Raw genomic sequence first — 15195 nt, forward strand, 5'->3', positions numbered from 1 at the left:
TTTAATGGGAAAAATAGTATGTTTTCGTTTAATCCACGATGTAGAAAGTGATATAATTGCAAAATGTATGTATCATTTTCTAAAGAAAGAAAAATATATAATTAGGTGATTGCTTATATGAAACAGATTTGGCGTATTTATAAGACAGATTTACGGAATGTAGCTAAACATTGGGCTGCAATTGTTATTGTATTAGGGTTAATGATTTTACCATCGTTATATGCATGGTTTAACATTAAAGCTTCTTGGGATCCTTACGGAAATACGAAAGGAATCCAGATTGCAGTTTCTAACCAAGATGTTGGATCAAATTTAAGAGGGAAAGATATTAACATCGGGGAAGAAATTGTAGATTCACTTAAGAAGGACAAAAATTTCGGGTGGAAGTTTGTTGATGAAAAGCAAGCAATTTATGGAGTAGAGCGTGGAGATTATTCCGCAAGTATTACTATTCCAAAAGATTTTTCTGAAAAGATTGCAACAGTCTTGAATGAAAATCCACAGAAACCGGAAATTGATTACTATGTAAATGAAAAGGTGAATGCCATTGCACCGAAGATTACAGCTAAAGGTGCATCGGGTCTTACAGAAGAGGTTAGTAAAAACTTTGTTAAAACAGCAAACGGTGAGATTTTTAAAATCTTCAATGACCTTGGAATCGATTTAGAAACTAACTTACCGAGTATTGAGAAGGTCAAGGATCTTGTCTTTAAGTTAGAAGCACAGTTCCCAGAAATGAATACACTTGTGGATAAGGCATTAGATGATGCGACTCGGGCAGAAGATGTTGTGAAAGTAGCGCAAAAAGAGTTGCCAGTTGTAGAAAGTGTTATGAATGATGGGCAAGAAGCGTTAGGGAATTTAGATAAATTCTTTGCGAGAAATGATGAAACCTTGAAACGTGCACCTGGAACAATTAAGAATAATTTAATTGTAATGCAACAAGGTTTAGATAGTGCGGCAGCAATTACGGATTTCTTAAAAAATCCATCATTTGATTCTAATCTGACACTTCCAGATCCGGCTAAATTCCCAGTGTTGCCTAATATAACTATTCCGCAAGTACCACAAATACCAGAAATTCCAGCGTTACCGCAAGTGAATGGTGAGGGGTATAAAAATATTGCTAAAAATATTGATCAAACTGTAAATAATGTTTTTAGTTCGATACGTGTCGGAACAACTTATGCACAAGGTGTTATAAACGGGTTGCAAAATGGTAATTTTGATCCGGAAAAAGCGAAACAAGATCTTAATAAGGTTTCTGAGACGCTGCAAGGTCGAGCAGATAGTGTTTCATATTTAATTGATGTCTTTACTAAATTTAAAGAGTCTGCACCAACTGATTTTGGAAAAGAATTCTTCCAAAAGAGAATAGAAAAATTAACAAACCTTAAATCAGCTATTGAAAATGCAAATGGTGGCGTTAAAGATATTGCCAATATTATTGGTACAGGGCAAGAAGTGAAACAAGATGTAAGAGACGCTACTAATAAAAAATTAGATGCAATAAATAACTTGGTAAATCAAGCAGAAGCAGATTACAATGCTACGTTTGTAGCAGATTTCGAAAAAGCAGTAAGCACAGCTGAGCAATTGAAAAACAAAGCTGAAAATGTAAAAGAAGACGCTCAGCAGTTAAGAGGGAATTTAAATCAAGATATAAAAGCAGCAAATGATTTAGTAAACCAAACAAATGAAGCATTAGACAATGGTAGAGAAAAATATGATAAGGCTGTAAATGATTACAGCAGATTAAAAACGGAGCTTGAAAAAGCAAGAGAAGACTTAAGTAACAAAGGTGTTAATGGATTAGATTCTACAAAAGTAGCCTTAAATGATTTAAATGGACAGTTCAAAGCAGGATGGAATTTAGTTAATGATATGATTCCTGTTATGGAAAGTACAAATAAAGTTTTGGGCGATGTGAATAGTGATAAAAATCTTAATGGCACAATTGCTAAGTTAAATAAAGCAAAAGATGGTTTGCAAAAAGGAATCGATTTAACTGATAAAGGAATTGACGCTATTAATAAAGGTCAAAAACCAGCAGCAGATGTTATTGAAAGTATTAATCAAGTGTCTAAAAATGTTTCGGGCCAAATTGGTGACATTTTAGCTAAATATGACTCAGAAATCACTCCAAATTTCAATGCAGCAATTGCTCGTACAAAAGAGATGTCTAAAAATACATCTCAAATTTTAGGCGAGGCAGATAAGAAGCTTCCAGATGTGAAAAAATTACTTGAAGATTCATCAAAAGGCTTAGTAGATGGTCAAAAGAAAATTGCAGATATTAAAGCTGAAATGCCAGCTACCGAGAAAAAGATTAAAGAATTAGCAAATAAAATTCGTGATTTTGAATCAGAAGAGGATATAAAAGACATCATACGCTTATTAAAAAATGATGTTGAAAAGCAAAGTGATTACTTCGCAAATCCAGTAAATTTAAAAGAGAATAAATTATTTGCGATGCCGAACTACGGTTCAGCGATGTCACCATTCTACACAGTGCTTGCACTATGGGTTGGTGCACTATTAATGGTTTCGTTATTAACGGTAGAAGTACATGAAGAGGGCGCTAATTATAAGAGCCATGAAATATACTTTGGACGTTTATTAACATTCTTAACGATAGGTCTTTCACAGGCGTTTATCGTATCGATGGGGGATATATTCCTACTCGGTACGTACGTAGTCGATAAGTTCTGGTTTGTGTTATTTAGTTTATTTATTGGGGGAGTATTTGTTTGTATCGTGTACTCACTCGTTTCTATTTTCGGAAACGTTGGGAAATCGATGGCGATCATTTTACTTGTACTACAAGTAGCAGGATCGGGTGGTACGTTCCCAATTCAAATGACACCACCATTCTTCCAAGCGATTTATCCATTCTTACCATTCACATATGCAATTAGTGCAATTCGTGAAACAGTAGGTGGAATGCTTTGGGATATAGTAATAAGAGATTTACTTGTGTTAAGTGTTTTCGTAGTAGTTATGATTATTGCTGCGTTATTACTGAAAACACCAATTAACAAATCGAGTGAAAAGTTTGTTGAGAACGCAAAAGGAAGTAAAATTATTCATTAAAAACAAAAAGGTTCCTACCGATAGTGGTAGGAACCTTTTATTTTAATCAAATTTTAATTTCTTTAATGCTTCTGCGAATGGGTTGTTTAATGGTTCTTCCTCTTTTTGCTGGTGAACACCTCTTATATAGAATAATTTATCTCTCTATACTGTGTTCCAGGTTTACTGTAACACCTCAAAATAATATTTGGCTGATAGTGCCTCCATCTAAACCAAATTTCCTTTTTCATACTGATCACATATCTCTTGTAGAGCAATAGTATCAGTGTGTTCAAGATTTAAAGATTCATTGCACAAGTGTTATATTTTTTGCACCAGAACCATTAGTCCTCCCATTTCACTAAATTGGGAGTAGGATCTAATATAGAGTCATATTGTTCCTTCCATCCATATATGGCATCAGGATCTAGCTTTTTATAGCGTTTATATTTCCTTTTGCGGTCATTTTCTTGAGCCCATCCATAATGTTTTATTCTGGATGAATGACATGTATAAGGAAATTGCGAAATAGTATTAGGAAATCTTCCGCAATGTAAAGGGCTATTGTTCCAACTATACGTTAATTCATCATGATACCTTATTAAAAATGGACGGTAATAACGATGGGCTTTCCAGTAATCGTCATCTCTATAGTGGGTCTCTGACCACATATCATATAGCCGAAAATAAACCGCGTCATAGTGATTATGAGTTAAAATATTTCCTATTTCTTGTTCGAAACCAGATTCGAAAATTTCGTCTGCATCTAAATTTAAAATCCATTCAGGTTTCAATTTTACAGTTTCTTCCCATTGTTTTTGACGAAGCTGAACCTCATTTGTAAACATAGAATTTTCATTTTCTATAAGTGTATAAGGAGTATTTTTTAATAGTTTTTTACATAATTCTATTGTCCCATCTGTGCTTGCATCGTCAACAATCACCACATGGTCCACAAATGGCAAGTGATGTTCTAACGCTCTATGCAGATAACGATTTTCTTCATTTTTAACCACCATACTTAGAAGAAGTCTAGGTTTTGTAATCACTTGAATCTCCTCTTTCTGTTTTAGTTCATATTTATTATTTCATTAGCAATTGTTTGTATACAAAATAAACAACCATGACTTTACAGCCACACATGAAAAAGGGGGACTATTTATTTTTCAAGCTTTCCATACTGTTTATATAGATGGATGCTTTAGTACGTGCCTTAAAATAAATCGAACAACAAAGGGAAACCCACACATTCGATCTATGCTTTGTGAAGTAGCATGAGTGATTTCGAGAACGCGTCATACATGGTTATCAAGAAAGTATAGGTCTCTTGCCACACGAAGGGGTAAAAAGAAAGCACTTATTGCCATTGCGTATAAAGTCATTAAAATGATCTATCACATAATAGGTAAACAATCTGAACTTATTGGGTATTCGAAAATGTTTCCTTAAATGATCAACTCAAGTTCATATTTCTTCTGCTACTGTTCAAAGAACTTAATAATATGTAGCTTATTTATCTATGTTCTTCTACGATGACCACAGACATATCAAGGTTACTTACACCTATAATACGTATGCGGTTTGGAATGTTAACTAAAGTCTTTTGGCAAAAAATCATATTAAGATGCCTTCCATATCTTTAACAAATATATACAAACGGCTAAAAAGTAATGACATCATTTTTATTAATATTTAGACTTTTTTAGAATTTATCATTTTCCGACAGAAGACTTTTTCCTTAAAAATATGGAGGTCTGAAACGTCCATTTTAAGTGAGGTAGTGATACGGTTCGTGATCTGATCCATCAGATTATAAATGATTGTTCTCTTTTTGGAATTTATTCATTTCTTTGAAGTATGTTGTTACCTAAAGCGGAAGATGAAAGTTGTTAGCTGTTAGCTGTAACCTAATTTAGATGTCATTTTTTGCACCGGAACCATATAAATTATAAAAAACAATGATTTATTTGATAACAAGGAGGATTACAATGAAAAAAAGAATAATAATTGGAAGCCCTATTCATCAATCCCCTTCTATTTTGAATGAATTTCTCTTTTCATTAACAGAATTAAACACAGAAAACTTTGTTGTGCATTATATCTTTTTTGATGACAACGAGGACCTATCGTCCAAAAACATATTGAATCAATTTTATAGCAATAATACAGACGTTACTATTTTACAAGACCAAAATCTCCCCCCAGAATCTTATTATAAGGATGAAAACACTCATTATTGGCCCGTAAATCAAGTTTGGAAAGTAGCTGAAATGAAGGATAAAATAATTGATTATGCAAAAGCAAATCAGTATGATTATTTATTTTTAATCGATTCTGATTTGATTCTTCATCCAAACACTTTACAGCAATTGATTGAATCAAAAAAGGACATTATTTCAAATATTTTTTGGACTAAATGGGCAGCTAATAGTAGAGAAATGCCGCAAGTATGGATGACGGATGTATATACTTTTTATAAAAAAGAGGGGAAAACAATATTAACTAGAGAAGAAGAAATAGCAAAAGACGAAGAGTTTTTGAATATGTTAAGACAGCCAGGGATATATAAAGTAGGGGGACTTGGAGCATGCACCTTAATTAGCCAAAAAGCAATACAATCTGGTGTGTGTTTCAAAGAAATTCCTAATGTATCATTTTGGGGGGAAGATCGACATTTTTGCATACGTGCCATGGCCATAGGATTAGAATTATATGTGGATACACATTATCCAGCGTATCATATTTACCGTCAATCGGATCTAATTGGATTGAAAAATTATAAAGAAAATAACGGGTTGACTGTGCGGAAAGAATGATGTGTTACTATCAATCCCTTGAGATTCGGGTGTGAAAAATACTATATGAAAAAAGGGAAGATTTCTATCTTGAGACTCCTAGGGTTAAAGTCACAAGCCCTTTACCTGGTTCTAGTGGAATATTTCATTTATTTGCAGCAGAACTGATTACACTCATACCCTCTGTAATAAATACCCCATTTATATCTGAAGTATCTTTTATATCTTGAATAAGATATGCTAATTTAGATTCCAAGGTCGTCCACTTTGTATGAATATTCTCTAATGATACCAACCGTCTTATATTTAGAATACCATCATTCAAACCATTCAAATTAAAAGTAATTGTGTTGATCTGATGATTGTATAACAGTTCCAATTTATCATATAGTTTTAATATATTATATGTTTGATTGTCTAATTGTTTCCTTACAAAATCTCACACTTTACTAGAAGGCTTGACTCCATTTTGATCAAACTTTATTCAAAATGGAGTTTTTTTTATTGGATACTTAATTAGATTGTGCGACTTCGTTTTTATTAAATTTAATGCAAGCCCTACATAACTCCCCTTCAAAAGGAATGATGATTTCATCTAATGTTTTCTCCAATAATGCTTGGATGGTTGATGCATCGACTCCAGTTAAAAAGCGGTCTAAGACAGTTACGGATTTAAGCATTGAATATAAAATATCTTCTACTTCTATTTAAAATGAATTAAGTTATATTCAAAACAGCAAGTGATAGTTACTCCAAATCGATTTAATGAGGTTTATAGAGAGAATAACAAATTGAGATAAGAAGTAGAGATTCTTAAACAAGCTATGTCAATTATGACTGCCAAATAGAAGGTGATCCTTACTGCTCTTCTTGAAAACTGTGGTATATTAAACGGTATATAGTTAGTAAAGGAGTTTGAATAAATGGTAAAGAGTGTAGTAATTGCTGAGAAACCATCAGTTGCACGTGATATAGCAAAAGTATTAAAGTGTACAAAAAAAGGTAATGGATTTTTAGAAGGTGACAAATACATCGTGACTTGGGCTCTTGGGCATTTAGTGACGCTTGCAGATCCTGAGACTTATGATAATAAGTATAAAACATGGAATCTTGAAGATCTTCCAATGCTTCCAGAACGTATGAAATTAGTTGTTATGAAGCAAACTGGAAAACAGTTTAATGCTGTGAAACATCAACTTACTCGAAATGATGTTAATGAGATAGTTGTGGCGACTGATGCAGGGAGAGAAGGTGAATTAGTTGCACGTTGGATAATTGAAAAGGCAAAAGTGAATAAACCGATTAAACGTTTATGGATTTCTTCTGTAACAGACAAGGCAATTAAAGATGGTTTTAACAATTTAAAACCAGGTAAATCTTATGAAAATTTATACGCCTCAGCTGTTGCCCGTTCTGAAGCAGATTGGTATATTGGCTTAAATGCAACTCGTGCATTAACAACAAAATTCAATGCCCAACTAAATTGTGGTCGTGTACAAACACCTACTGTAGCTATCATTGCAGGTCGTGAAGACGAAATTAAAAACTTTAAAGCTCAAACATACTACGGTATCGAAGCTCAAACAACGGACAAGTTAAAATTGACTTGGCAAGATGCAAAAGGCAATGGCCGTAACTTTAATAAAGAGAAGATCGATACGATTGTGAGAAAGCTGGATAAACAAAACGCGACTGTCGTTGAAATTGAGAAACAGCAGAAAAAATCATTCGCTCCTGGTCTTTATGATTTAACAGAACTACAACGTGATGCGAATAAAATCTTTGGTTACTCTGCAAAAGAAACATTAAACATTATGCAAAAATTATATGAACAGCATAAAGTTTTAACGTACCCTCGTACAGATTCACGCTATATTTCATCTGATATTGTCGGAACGCTTCCCGAACGTCTGAAGGCGTGTGGCGTAGGAGAATACCGTCCTTTAGCACATAAAGTATTGCAGAAACCTGTAAAATCTAATAAATCATTTGTTGATGATAGTAAAGTAAGCGATCATCACGCGATTATCCCTACAGAAAGCTATGTGAATTTCTCAGCTTTCACAGATAAAGAACGTAAAATTTATGATTTAGTTGTAAAACGTTTCTTGGCCGTTTTATTCCCAGCCTTTGAGTATGAACAACTAACATTACGCACAAAAATTGGTGACGAAACGTTCATTGCACGTGGCAAAACAATTTTAAATTCGGGTTGGAAAGAAGTATATGCGAATCGATTTGAAGATGACGATGCAGCAGCCGATTTGAAAGAACAAATCTTACCTCGCATCGAAAAAGGCGATACATTAAACGTAAAACTAATCGCCCAAACGTCAGGTCAAACGAAAGCACCTGCACGCTTTAATGAAGCAACATTACTTTCGGCGATGGAAAACCCAACAAAATACATGGATACGCAAAATAAACAACTTGCTGACACGTTAAAATCAACTGGTGGATTAGGTACTGTAGCTACACGAGCTGACATTATCGACAAGCTATTCAATTCATTCTTACTTGAAAAACGTGGTAAAGATATTCATATTACTTCAAAAGGCCGTCAGTTACTTGATTTAGTGCCAGAAGAACTAAAATCTCCTACATTAACTGGTGAATGGGAGCAAAAGCTTGAAGCGATTGCAAAGGGTAAGTTAAAAAAAGAAGTATTCATTTCAGAAATGAAGAACTATACGAAGGAAATTGTTGCTGAAATTAAATCGAGCGATAAAAAATATAAACACGACAACATTTCAACGAAGTCTTGCCCAGACTGCGGTAAACCAATGCTAGAAGTAAACGGCAAAAAAGGGAAAATGCTCGTATGCCAAGACCGTGAGTGTGGTCATCGTAAAAATGTATCTCGTACAACAAATGCTCGTTGCCCGCAATGTAAGAAGAAACTAGAATTACGCGGTGAAGGCGCTGGCCAAATTTTCGCATGTAAATGTGGTTATCGTGAAAAACTTTCCACATTCCAAGAAAGACGTAAAAAAGAATCTGGAAACAAAGCTGATAAGCGCGACGTTCAAAAATATATGAAACAACAGAACAAAGAAGAAGAACCATTAAATAACCCATTCGCAGAAGCATTAAAGAAATTAAAATTTGATTAAATTAATATAAAGAATTGTCCATCTAAAATTTTGATGGGCAATTCTTTTTTTATATTAAGGTTAAACAGTGAAAATCAGTTTAAAAAAAGTGATATAAGTTTTTCTAAAGATTCAATTGTAATTTATCTTTAGGTAATAACTTTCGAATAACTTGAAAAATTTCGCGAACTTTCTCTTTCAGTATTTTCATCTTGTTGACGTCTTGCTGAAGGTTTGAGTTATTTGTGATGAAATATACCGGTGAGAGTTTTACTTATATAGATAAAAGATCTATATAAATGTCAGATTTTAAGGTGTATTCATTGACATTGTAAATGAATTTCATTTTTATTATATAAAGGCGAAGAATGGTTGAACCAGGAGAGTTATGATCTCTATCATTCTATAAATAGACGAGGGGGAAAGATGAAGCACATATAAAACCTTGCGAGTCTTTTACTGAGTTGAAACAAGAGATTAAGAAATATATGACGTACTATAATCACTATAGATATCAATGGAATTTAAAAAAGATGACTCCTGTTGGATACAGAAATCATCTTCTTGATGTTGCCTAACTTTTTTCAAAATGTCCTTTACAAAGGGTACAGATTATGAGATTCCTATCACTCTTTTTATATGGAAAAGTAAAGAACTTGTTATTTTACTAGAATAAGAGTAGACTTTGAAGTAGATGAATAATAAACACATGGGAGTTTGTGGATGCAAACTGAGAGTATGACTACTAGTCCGTCATTGACCATTTGAACCTGTTGGATAATGCCAGCGTAGGGAGAGTGTAAAAGCACATGTTCAGGCACTTTGCGTACGCGCAAAGTGCCTTTTTGTGTATCTCCCATCACTATAGTTAGGAGATGAAAAGGATGAATATGAAAGAAATTAGTAAAGTAGTGGATTTGGTGAGAGAATCTAATCCGCTCGTTCATAATATTACAAATGTTGTTGTAACAAATTTTACAGCAAACGGATTGTTAGCATTAGGAGCATCGCCTGTAATGGCGTATGCAAAAGAAGAAGTAGCAGAAATGGCTAGCATTGCTGGAGCTCTTGTATTTAATATGGGTACACTTCGTCCTGAAGAGGTAGAAGCGATGTTACTTGCTGGTAAATCAGCAAATACGAATAATGTACCGGTATTGTTTGATCCAGTTGGGGCAGGAGCAACTTCTTATCGAACAGAAGTTGCGAGATATATTCCAGCTGAAATCGATTTAGCTGTTATCCGCGGAAATGCAGCTGAAATTGCTAATGTTATTAATGAGAAATGGGAAATTAAAGGTGTAGACGCTGGTACTGGAAATGGTAATGTTGTAAATATTGCAAAACAGGCAGCGGATGAATTAAATACAGTTGCGGTAATTACTGGAGAAGAAGATGTTGTTACAGATGGAGAGCGAACTATTCTTATTCGAAATGGTCATCCTATTTTAACCAAAGTTACTGGGACAGGTTGTTTATTAACTTCTGTAATAGGAGCATTTGTAGCGGTAGAAAAGGATTATGTAAAGGCAGCAGTAGCCGCATTAACATTCTATGGAGTAGCAGCAGAAATAGCGGCTTTGAAAACAGTAGAGAATGGACCAGGAAGCTTCCAAATTGGATTTTTAAATCAGTTGGCGAATACAACTTCAGGTGATATTGAGAAGTATGGGAAGATTGAGGTTATACAGTAAGGAGGGGAACTAGATGTCGCGTATTACAATGAATGAAATGGCTAAATTACTACCAGTATATTTTATTATGGGAAGTAACAATTGTACGAAGGAGCCACTACAAGTATTGAGAGATGCACTAGAAGGTGGTATAACAATTTTTCAATTTCGTGAAAAGGGAGAAGGGGCTTTAACGGGAGAGAAACGTATTGATTTTGCGAAAGAACTACAAGCACTTTGCAAGGAGTACGGTGTACCATTCCTCGTAAATGATGATGTGGAACTAGCCCTTGAGTTAGATGCAGATGGCGTGCATGTTGGACAAGATGATGAAGGAATTACATCTGTTCGTAAAAAAATGGGAGATAAAATTATTGGAGTATCTACACATACAATTGAAGAAGCACGCTGGGCGATTGAAAATGGAGCCGATTATTTAGGAGTTGGTCCAATTTTCCCGACGAGTACGAAAAAAGATACGAAAGCGGTTCAAGGAACGAAAGGTCTAAAGTATTTTAGGGAACAAGAGATTACAATACCGATCGTTGGGATTGGTGGGATTACAATTGAAAATACTGCTTCTGTTATAGAAGCGGGAGCGGATGGTGTTTCAGTTATTTCAGCGATTAGCTTAGCAGAATCTGCGTATGAAAGTACGAAGAAATTAGCTGAGGAAGTAAATAAGAGTTTGTAGAGTCGCAAAATGGTTGTTTCGTTTATCCTGCTATTTGTGGGAGCCCTGCTGCCCGTAAAGGTCCGATTGGTGAGGGCTAATAATCAGTGAGGGATGAACAAAATTCCCACTGATTAAAGCTTCACTTTATTTAAACAAACGTTTGATTAAAAAAGCACAAACCCTTTAGAATTGTAGGTTTGTGCTTTTGTTTAAAACATAATTGAAATTAAGAGCATTCCAATTCCGATAGAAGTGAATGTTGCAATTAGGCCCGGAATCATAAAGCTATGATTTAATACATATTTACCGATGCCTGTTGTACCAGTACGGTCAAAGTTAATGGCAGCAACGATTGTTCCATAGTTTGGAATGAAGAAGTATCCATTTACTGCAGGGAACATTGCAATAAGTAATGCCGGCGGAATACCAAGTGATAGTCCAAGTGGCACTAAAGCACGAACTGTTGCTGCTTGGCTATACAGTAAAATAGATAGAATGAATAGTGCAATAGCAAATAGCCATGGTGCACTTGTCACTAAGTGTTGAATTGATCCTTGAATTATATTTAAGTTTCCGTTGAAGAAAGTATCTCCCATCCAAGCGATACCAAAAATAGCAACAACTGCTGTTGCGCCTGCTTTAAAGACGTTACCAGTTACAATGCTTTCCACATTTGGTTTACAGAAAATAATAATAAGAGCAGCAATGGTTAACATGACCATTTCAATTGTGTTTGGCATTGACAGACGAACTAATTTCCCATCAACCATCCATCCTGGACGAAGTGTTTCAAACGAACCGAGAAGTACAACAAGGAAAGTTGCGACTAGGAAAAGGATAACTGATAATTTCGCGCCTTTTGAACCTACAAATTCTTTTTTCTCTTCAAGTTTAGGGATCATTCCCTCTTTTAATCGCTTCAAGTATTCAGGGTCTTCATTTAGTTCTTTTCCCATTTTACTAGCAACGAATGCAGCTACCATACAAGCAATGAAAGTAGAAGGGATACTGACTTTTAAAATATCTAACAAGGTGATTTTATAGTCGGCTAACATTGCTAAAAGTGCAACTGTTGCAGCCGATATTGGACTAGCTGTAATTGCCTGCTGGGAAGCGATAACGGCAATTGACATTGGTCGTTCAGGTCTAATTCCTGATTCGCGAGATACTTCGGCGATAACGGGAAGTACAGAATAAGCGACATGACCAGTTCCCGCGCATAGCGTGAATAAATAAGTAACAATAGGAGCGAAAAATGTAATACGCTTTGGATTTTTTCGTAATGCTTTCTCAGCAAGGTGGACAAGGTAATCCATTCCTCCAGCAGCTTGCAAAGCACCGGCAGCTGTAATTACTGCTAAAATCATAAGCATTACATCAATAGGAGGAGCTGTAGGTTGTAAGTGGAATACGAAAACAAGTATTGCCATACCAACGCCACCCATTACTCCTAGACCAACTCCGCCTAAGCGTGCACCAATAAAAATGCAGAGTAGTAACGTAAGAAATTGTAGCCAAAACATGATAAACTACCTCCGGAATTCGTAAGTTAAGATATATTCGAATAGTTTAATTTGAATGAAAATTAAATAAATATCCGGAATAATCCTTGTGTTATATACGTTTTTTATTATATAACACAAGAAATGTAACATTCACTTATTTTGTTAAATTATTTCGAAAAAATAATACATTAAAACTTTATATTTACATCTCTAAATAAGTGGACATTTTAATTTTTATGTTGTAATCTTTGAAAGAGAATATTTTAATTCTCATAGAACTCCCATATCGTTCAACTCGTTCAGCGAGAAAGGCAAACTGATGGAAACATGAGGACGCAAAACTACAGGGGCTAAGGTCAAACGACTATGCTAGCCAGTTACCGGACGGATAGGGTTGGTCTTGACCAATGCTTTTTCATTGGTCTTTTTTTTATTTTTATCTATATTTGAGAAATATTATCAACTTAATGTTTTTATATTTGGATATTTTCACTTCATATTGAGCGAATTTAGAAAGGTGATGTTAATGAAAAAATATTGGCATAAGCTATCGTTTCTTCAAAAAAATGTATTGTTAACTGTATTAGTTATTTTAACGCTTGTTTGTAGTATGGGGGCGTTAAGTTTCAACATGTTTCAAAATAGTATGATGTCTTTATTTGAAAGACAGTCTATTGAAACAGGAGATGCGGTATTACATAAATTAGATGCAGAAGTAGTAAGAGATGTCGCGAAAGATCCTACGGCGCAAAAAGAGAAGAAAGCGATATTAACTGAGCAATTAGATGAAGTTACAGAAGAATTGAAAAGTGTTGGACAAACGTATGTTGTAGGAGCAAAACCAAATAAAAAAGCGGAACTACAAGTTGTCGGTTTGACTACAGAGTTAGCAAATGCTGTCCCGGTAAAACCAGGAGACTATTATGAACAACCAGTTCATTGGATGAAGGCATACGATAAAGTAATGGATACGAAAAAAGCACAAATGACGGAAGTATATGAAGATGAATTAGGTTCATGGGTGACAATATTAGAACCAATCACAGACGGAGAGAAAAATATTGTCGCAATTGTAGCGGCTGATATAGATGCTTCTATTATTCCTATTACAAAGAAAAAATTTACTATGCAAGGTTTACTATTTATTTGTATTTCGCTCTTAATTGCGACTGTTATTCAATTCTTGATTGTTCGTAATTCACTTGCTCCTTTGCGAGATTTGCGAGAAGGTTTGCGCAAAGTGGGTGAAGGAGACTTAAGCATTAAGTTGGAAGAAAGACCAGATGATATTGGTATAATCAATGTTTATTTCAATAATACAATTGAAAAATTTAAGGGAATTATAGATAAAGTGAAGCAAACTGCAGAGCAGGTATCCACTTCTTCACAGGAATTATCGGCAAGTACAGAAGAAAATAGTATGGCAGTTCAAGAGATTGCAAGCTCTATGGTAGGTTTAAGAGCAGGAGCGCAGTCGCAAGAATCTTCAGTACAACAGTGCTTAGGGATTGTACACGAAATGGAAAATAAGATGGAAGAGATAACTAGTGCTGCCAAGCAAGTGGCAACCGCATCTGAAGGTATGGAGCACCATTCAATAGAAGGAAATGGTGTTATTGAACAAATCATTAATCAAATGAGTTTAATCCAAAATGCAGTACAAGATTTATCTTCTATCATTTATTCGTTGGAAACAAGATCAAAAGAAATAAGTGACATTGTAACTGTAATTACAGGTATTTCAAATCAAACGAACTTACTAGCTTTGAATGCTTCCATTGAAGCATCGCGTGCTGGGGCAGCTGGGCGAGGATTTGCAGTTGTTGCCGATGAAGTTCGTAAATTAGCAGAGAAAACGGAAGCATCAGCAAAAGACATAGCTAAATTAATAGGAGAAACACAATCTGAAGCAGAAGATGCGGTAGTCTCGATGCAGAAAGGCTCAAAAGAAGTAGAGTCTGGAATTGTACTTGTTCAAAGTAGTGGTGCCTTCTTTGAGAAAATTTCAAAGTCAGCACAATCTGTTACAAATCAAGTTAGAGCTGTTTCTAGCAACTCAAGTGATATTTTACAAAACAGCCAAAATATTGTTCAAGTTGTAAATGAGCTATCACATATTGCAAATACGTATGCGAATAGTAGTAGTAATATTGAAGAGAGTATGAAGGAGCAGGAAATGTCCGTGCAGGATATAGCAGAATTAGCTACTTCTTTAAGTTGGCTTTCGCAGGAATTACAAGAGTTAATTGGAGAGTTTAAAAGTTAATAATAAGTATAAGGTGTAGATATAATCTACACCTTATATTTCTAATTAATAGTATTATATTTGAATTTAAAGATATTTAAGTGTAATTTTAATCAGCGGGGGATGAACATCCTCCA

General features: G+C 34.8%; 8 protein-coding genes, 1 pseudogene and 2 riboswitches. Of the genes and pseudogenes, 7 read left to right on the top strand and 2 right to left on the bottom strand.

Features of this window, described 5'->3' with window-relative positions; all coding sequences use genetic code 11:
- The first annotated feature begins 117 nt into the window (after positions 1–117).
- The gene (locus BWGOE10_RS01965) at positions 118–3093 is read left to right on the top strand and encodes a YhgE/Pip domain-containing protein (RefSeq protein WP_070140714.1); all 2976 of its coding nucleotides are present in this window, start codon (positions 118–120) and stop codon (positions 3091–3093) included.
- A gap of 323 nt (positions 3094–3416) precedes the next feature.
- Here the strand turns inward: BWGOE10_RS01965 and BWGOE10_RS01970 are convergent, their stop codons facing one another.
- A complete protein-coding gene (locus BWGOE10_RS01970) occupies positions 3417–4121 on the bottom strand; it encodes a glycosyltransferase family 2 protein (protein WP_236735942.1) in 705 nt (234 codons plus the stop codon).
- Between the two features lie 939 nt (positions 4122–5060).
- Between BWGOE10_RS01970 and BWGOE10_RS01975 the strand changes: the two genes are divergently transcribed.
- The 5 genes and pseudogenes from BWGOE10_RS01975 (at position 5061) to thiE (ending at position 11326) form a co-directional block, all read left to right on the top strand.
- The gene (locus BWGOE10_RS01975; protein WP_070140715.1) at positions 5061–5888 is read left to right on the top strand and encodes a glycosyltransferase family 2 protein; all 828 of its coding nucleotides are present in this window, start codon (positions 5061–5063) and stop codon (positions 5886–5888) included.
- 902 nt (positions 5889–6790) lie between these two features.
- On the top strand, positions 6791–8980 hold the full coding sequence (locus tag BWGOE10_RS01980; protein WP_070140716.1) for a DNA topoisomerase III: 2190 nt from the start codon (positions 6791–6793) through the stop codon (positions 8978–8980).
- Positions 8981–9381: 401 nt separating this feature from the next.
- Positions 9382–9537: pseudogene (locus tag BWGOE10_RS29425) on the top strand (IS3 family transposase); the annotation flags it as partial.
- A gap of 121 nt (positions 9538–9658) precedes the next feature.
- Positions 9659–9771: riboswitch (TPP riboswitch) on the top strand.
- A 72-nt stretch (positions 9772–9843) separates the two neighbouring features.
- The gene (thiM, locus tag BWGOE10_RS01985; protein ID WP_070140717.1) at positions 9844–10653 is read left to right on the top strand and encodes a hydroxyethylthiazole kinase; all 810 of its coding nucleotides are present in this window, start codon (positions 9844–9846) and stop codon (positions 10651–10653) included.
- Between the two features lie 13 nt (positions 10654–10666).
- Positions 10667–11326 (top strand): thiamine phosphate synthase, encoded by a 660-nt coding sequence (gene thiE / locus BWGOE10_RS01990; protein ID WP_070140718.1) that lies wholly within the window; start codon positions 10667–10669, stop codon positions 11324–11326.
- A 191-nt stretch (positions 11327–11517) separates the two neighbouring features.
- Here the strand turns inward: thiE and BWGOE10_RS01995 are convergent, their stop codons facing one another.
- Entirely contained in the window at positions 11518–12831 is a 1314-nt protein-coding gene (locus BWGOE10_RS01995) for an anaerobic C4-dicarboxylate transporter family protein (protein WP_002113643.1), read from the bottom strand.
- 282 nt (positions 12832–13113) lie between these two features.
- A riboswitch (cyclic di-GMP riboswitch) is annotated at positions 13114–13198 on the top strand.
- A gap of 141 nt (positions 13199–13339) precedes the next feature.
- Here BWGOE10_RS01995 and BWGOE10_RS02000 point away from each other — a divergent pair.
- Entirely contained in the window at positions 13340–15079 is a 1740-nt protein-coding gene (locus BWGOE10_RS02000; RefSeq protein ID WP_070140719.1) for a methyl-accepting chemotaxis protein, read from the top strand.
- Positions 15080–15195 lie beyond the last annotated feature (116 nt).

The sequence above is a fragment of the Bacillus mycoides genome (genome assembly GCF_001757995.1).
Taxonomy (GTDB): domain Bacteria; phylum Bacillota; class Bacilli; order Bacillales; family Bacillaceae_G; genus Bacillus_A; species Bacillus_A mycoides_B.

Coding starts and splice junctions, on each gene's coding strand:
- BWGOE10_RS01965 (WP_070140714.1), top strand. CDS start 118: ATGAAACAGATTTGGCGTATTTATAAGACAGATTTACGGAATGTAGCT.
- BWGOE10_RS01975 (WP_070140715.1), top strand. CDS start 5,061: ATGAAAAAAAGAATAATAATTGGAAGCCCTATTCATCAATCCCCTTCT.
- BWGOE10_RS01980 (WP_070140716.1), top strand. CDS start 6,791: ATGGTAAAGAGTGTAGTAATTGCTGAGAAACCATCAGTTGCACGTGAT.
- thiM (WP_070140717.1), top strand. CDS start 9,844: ATGAATATGAAAGAAATTAGTAAAGTAGTGGATTTGGTGAGAGAATCT.
- thiE (WP_070140718.1), top strand. CDS start 10,667: ATGTCGCGTATTACAATGAATGAAATGGCTAAATTACTACCAGTATAT.
- BWGOE10_RS01995 (WP_002113643.1), bottom strand. CDS start 12,831: ATGTTTTGGCTACAATTTCTTACGTTACTACTCTGCATTTTTATTGGT.
- BWGOE10_RS02000 (WP_070140719.1), top strand. CDS start 13,340: ATGAAAAAATATTGGCATAAGCTATCGTTTCTTCAAAAAAATGTATTG.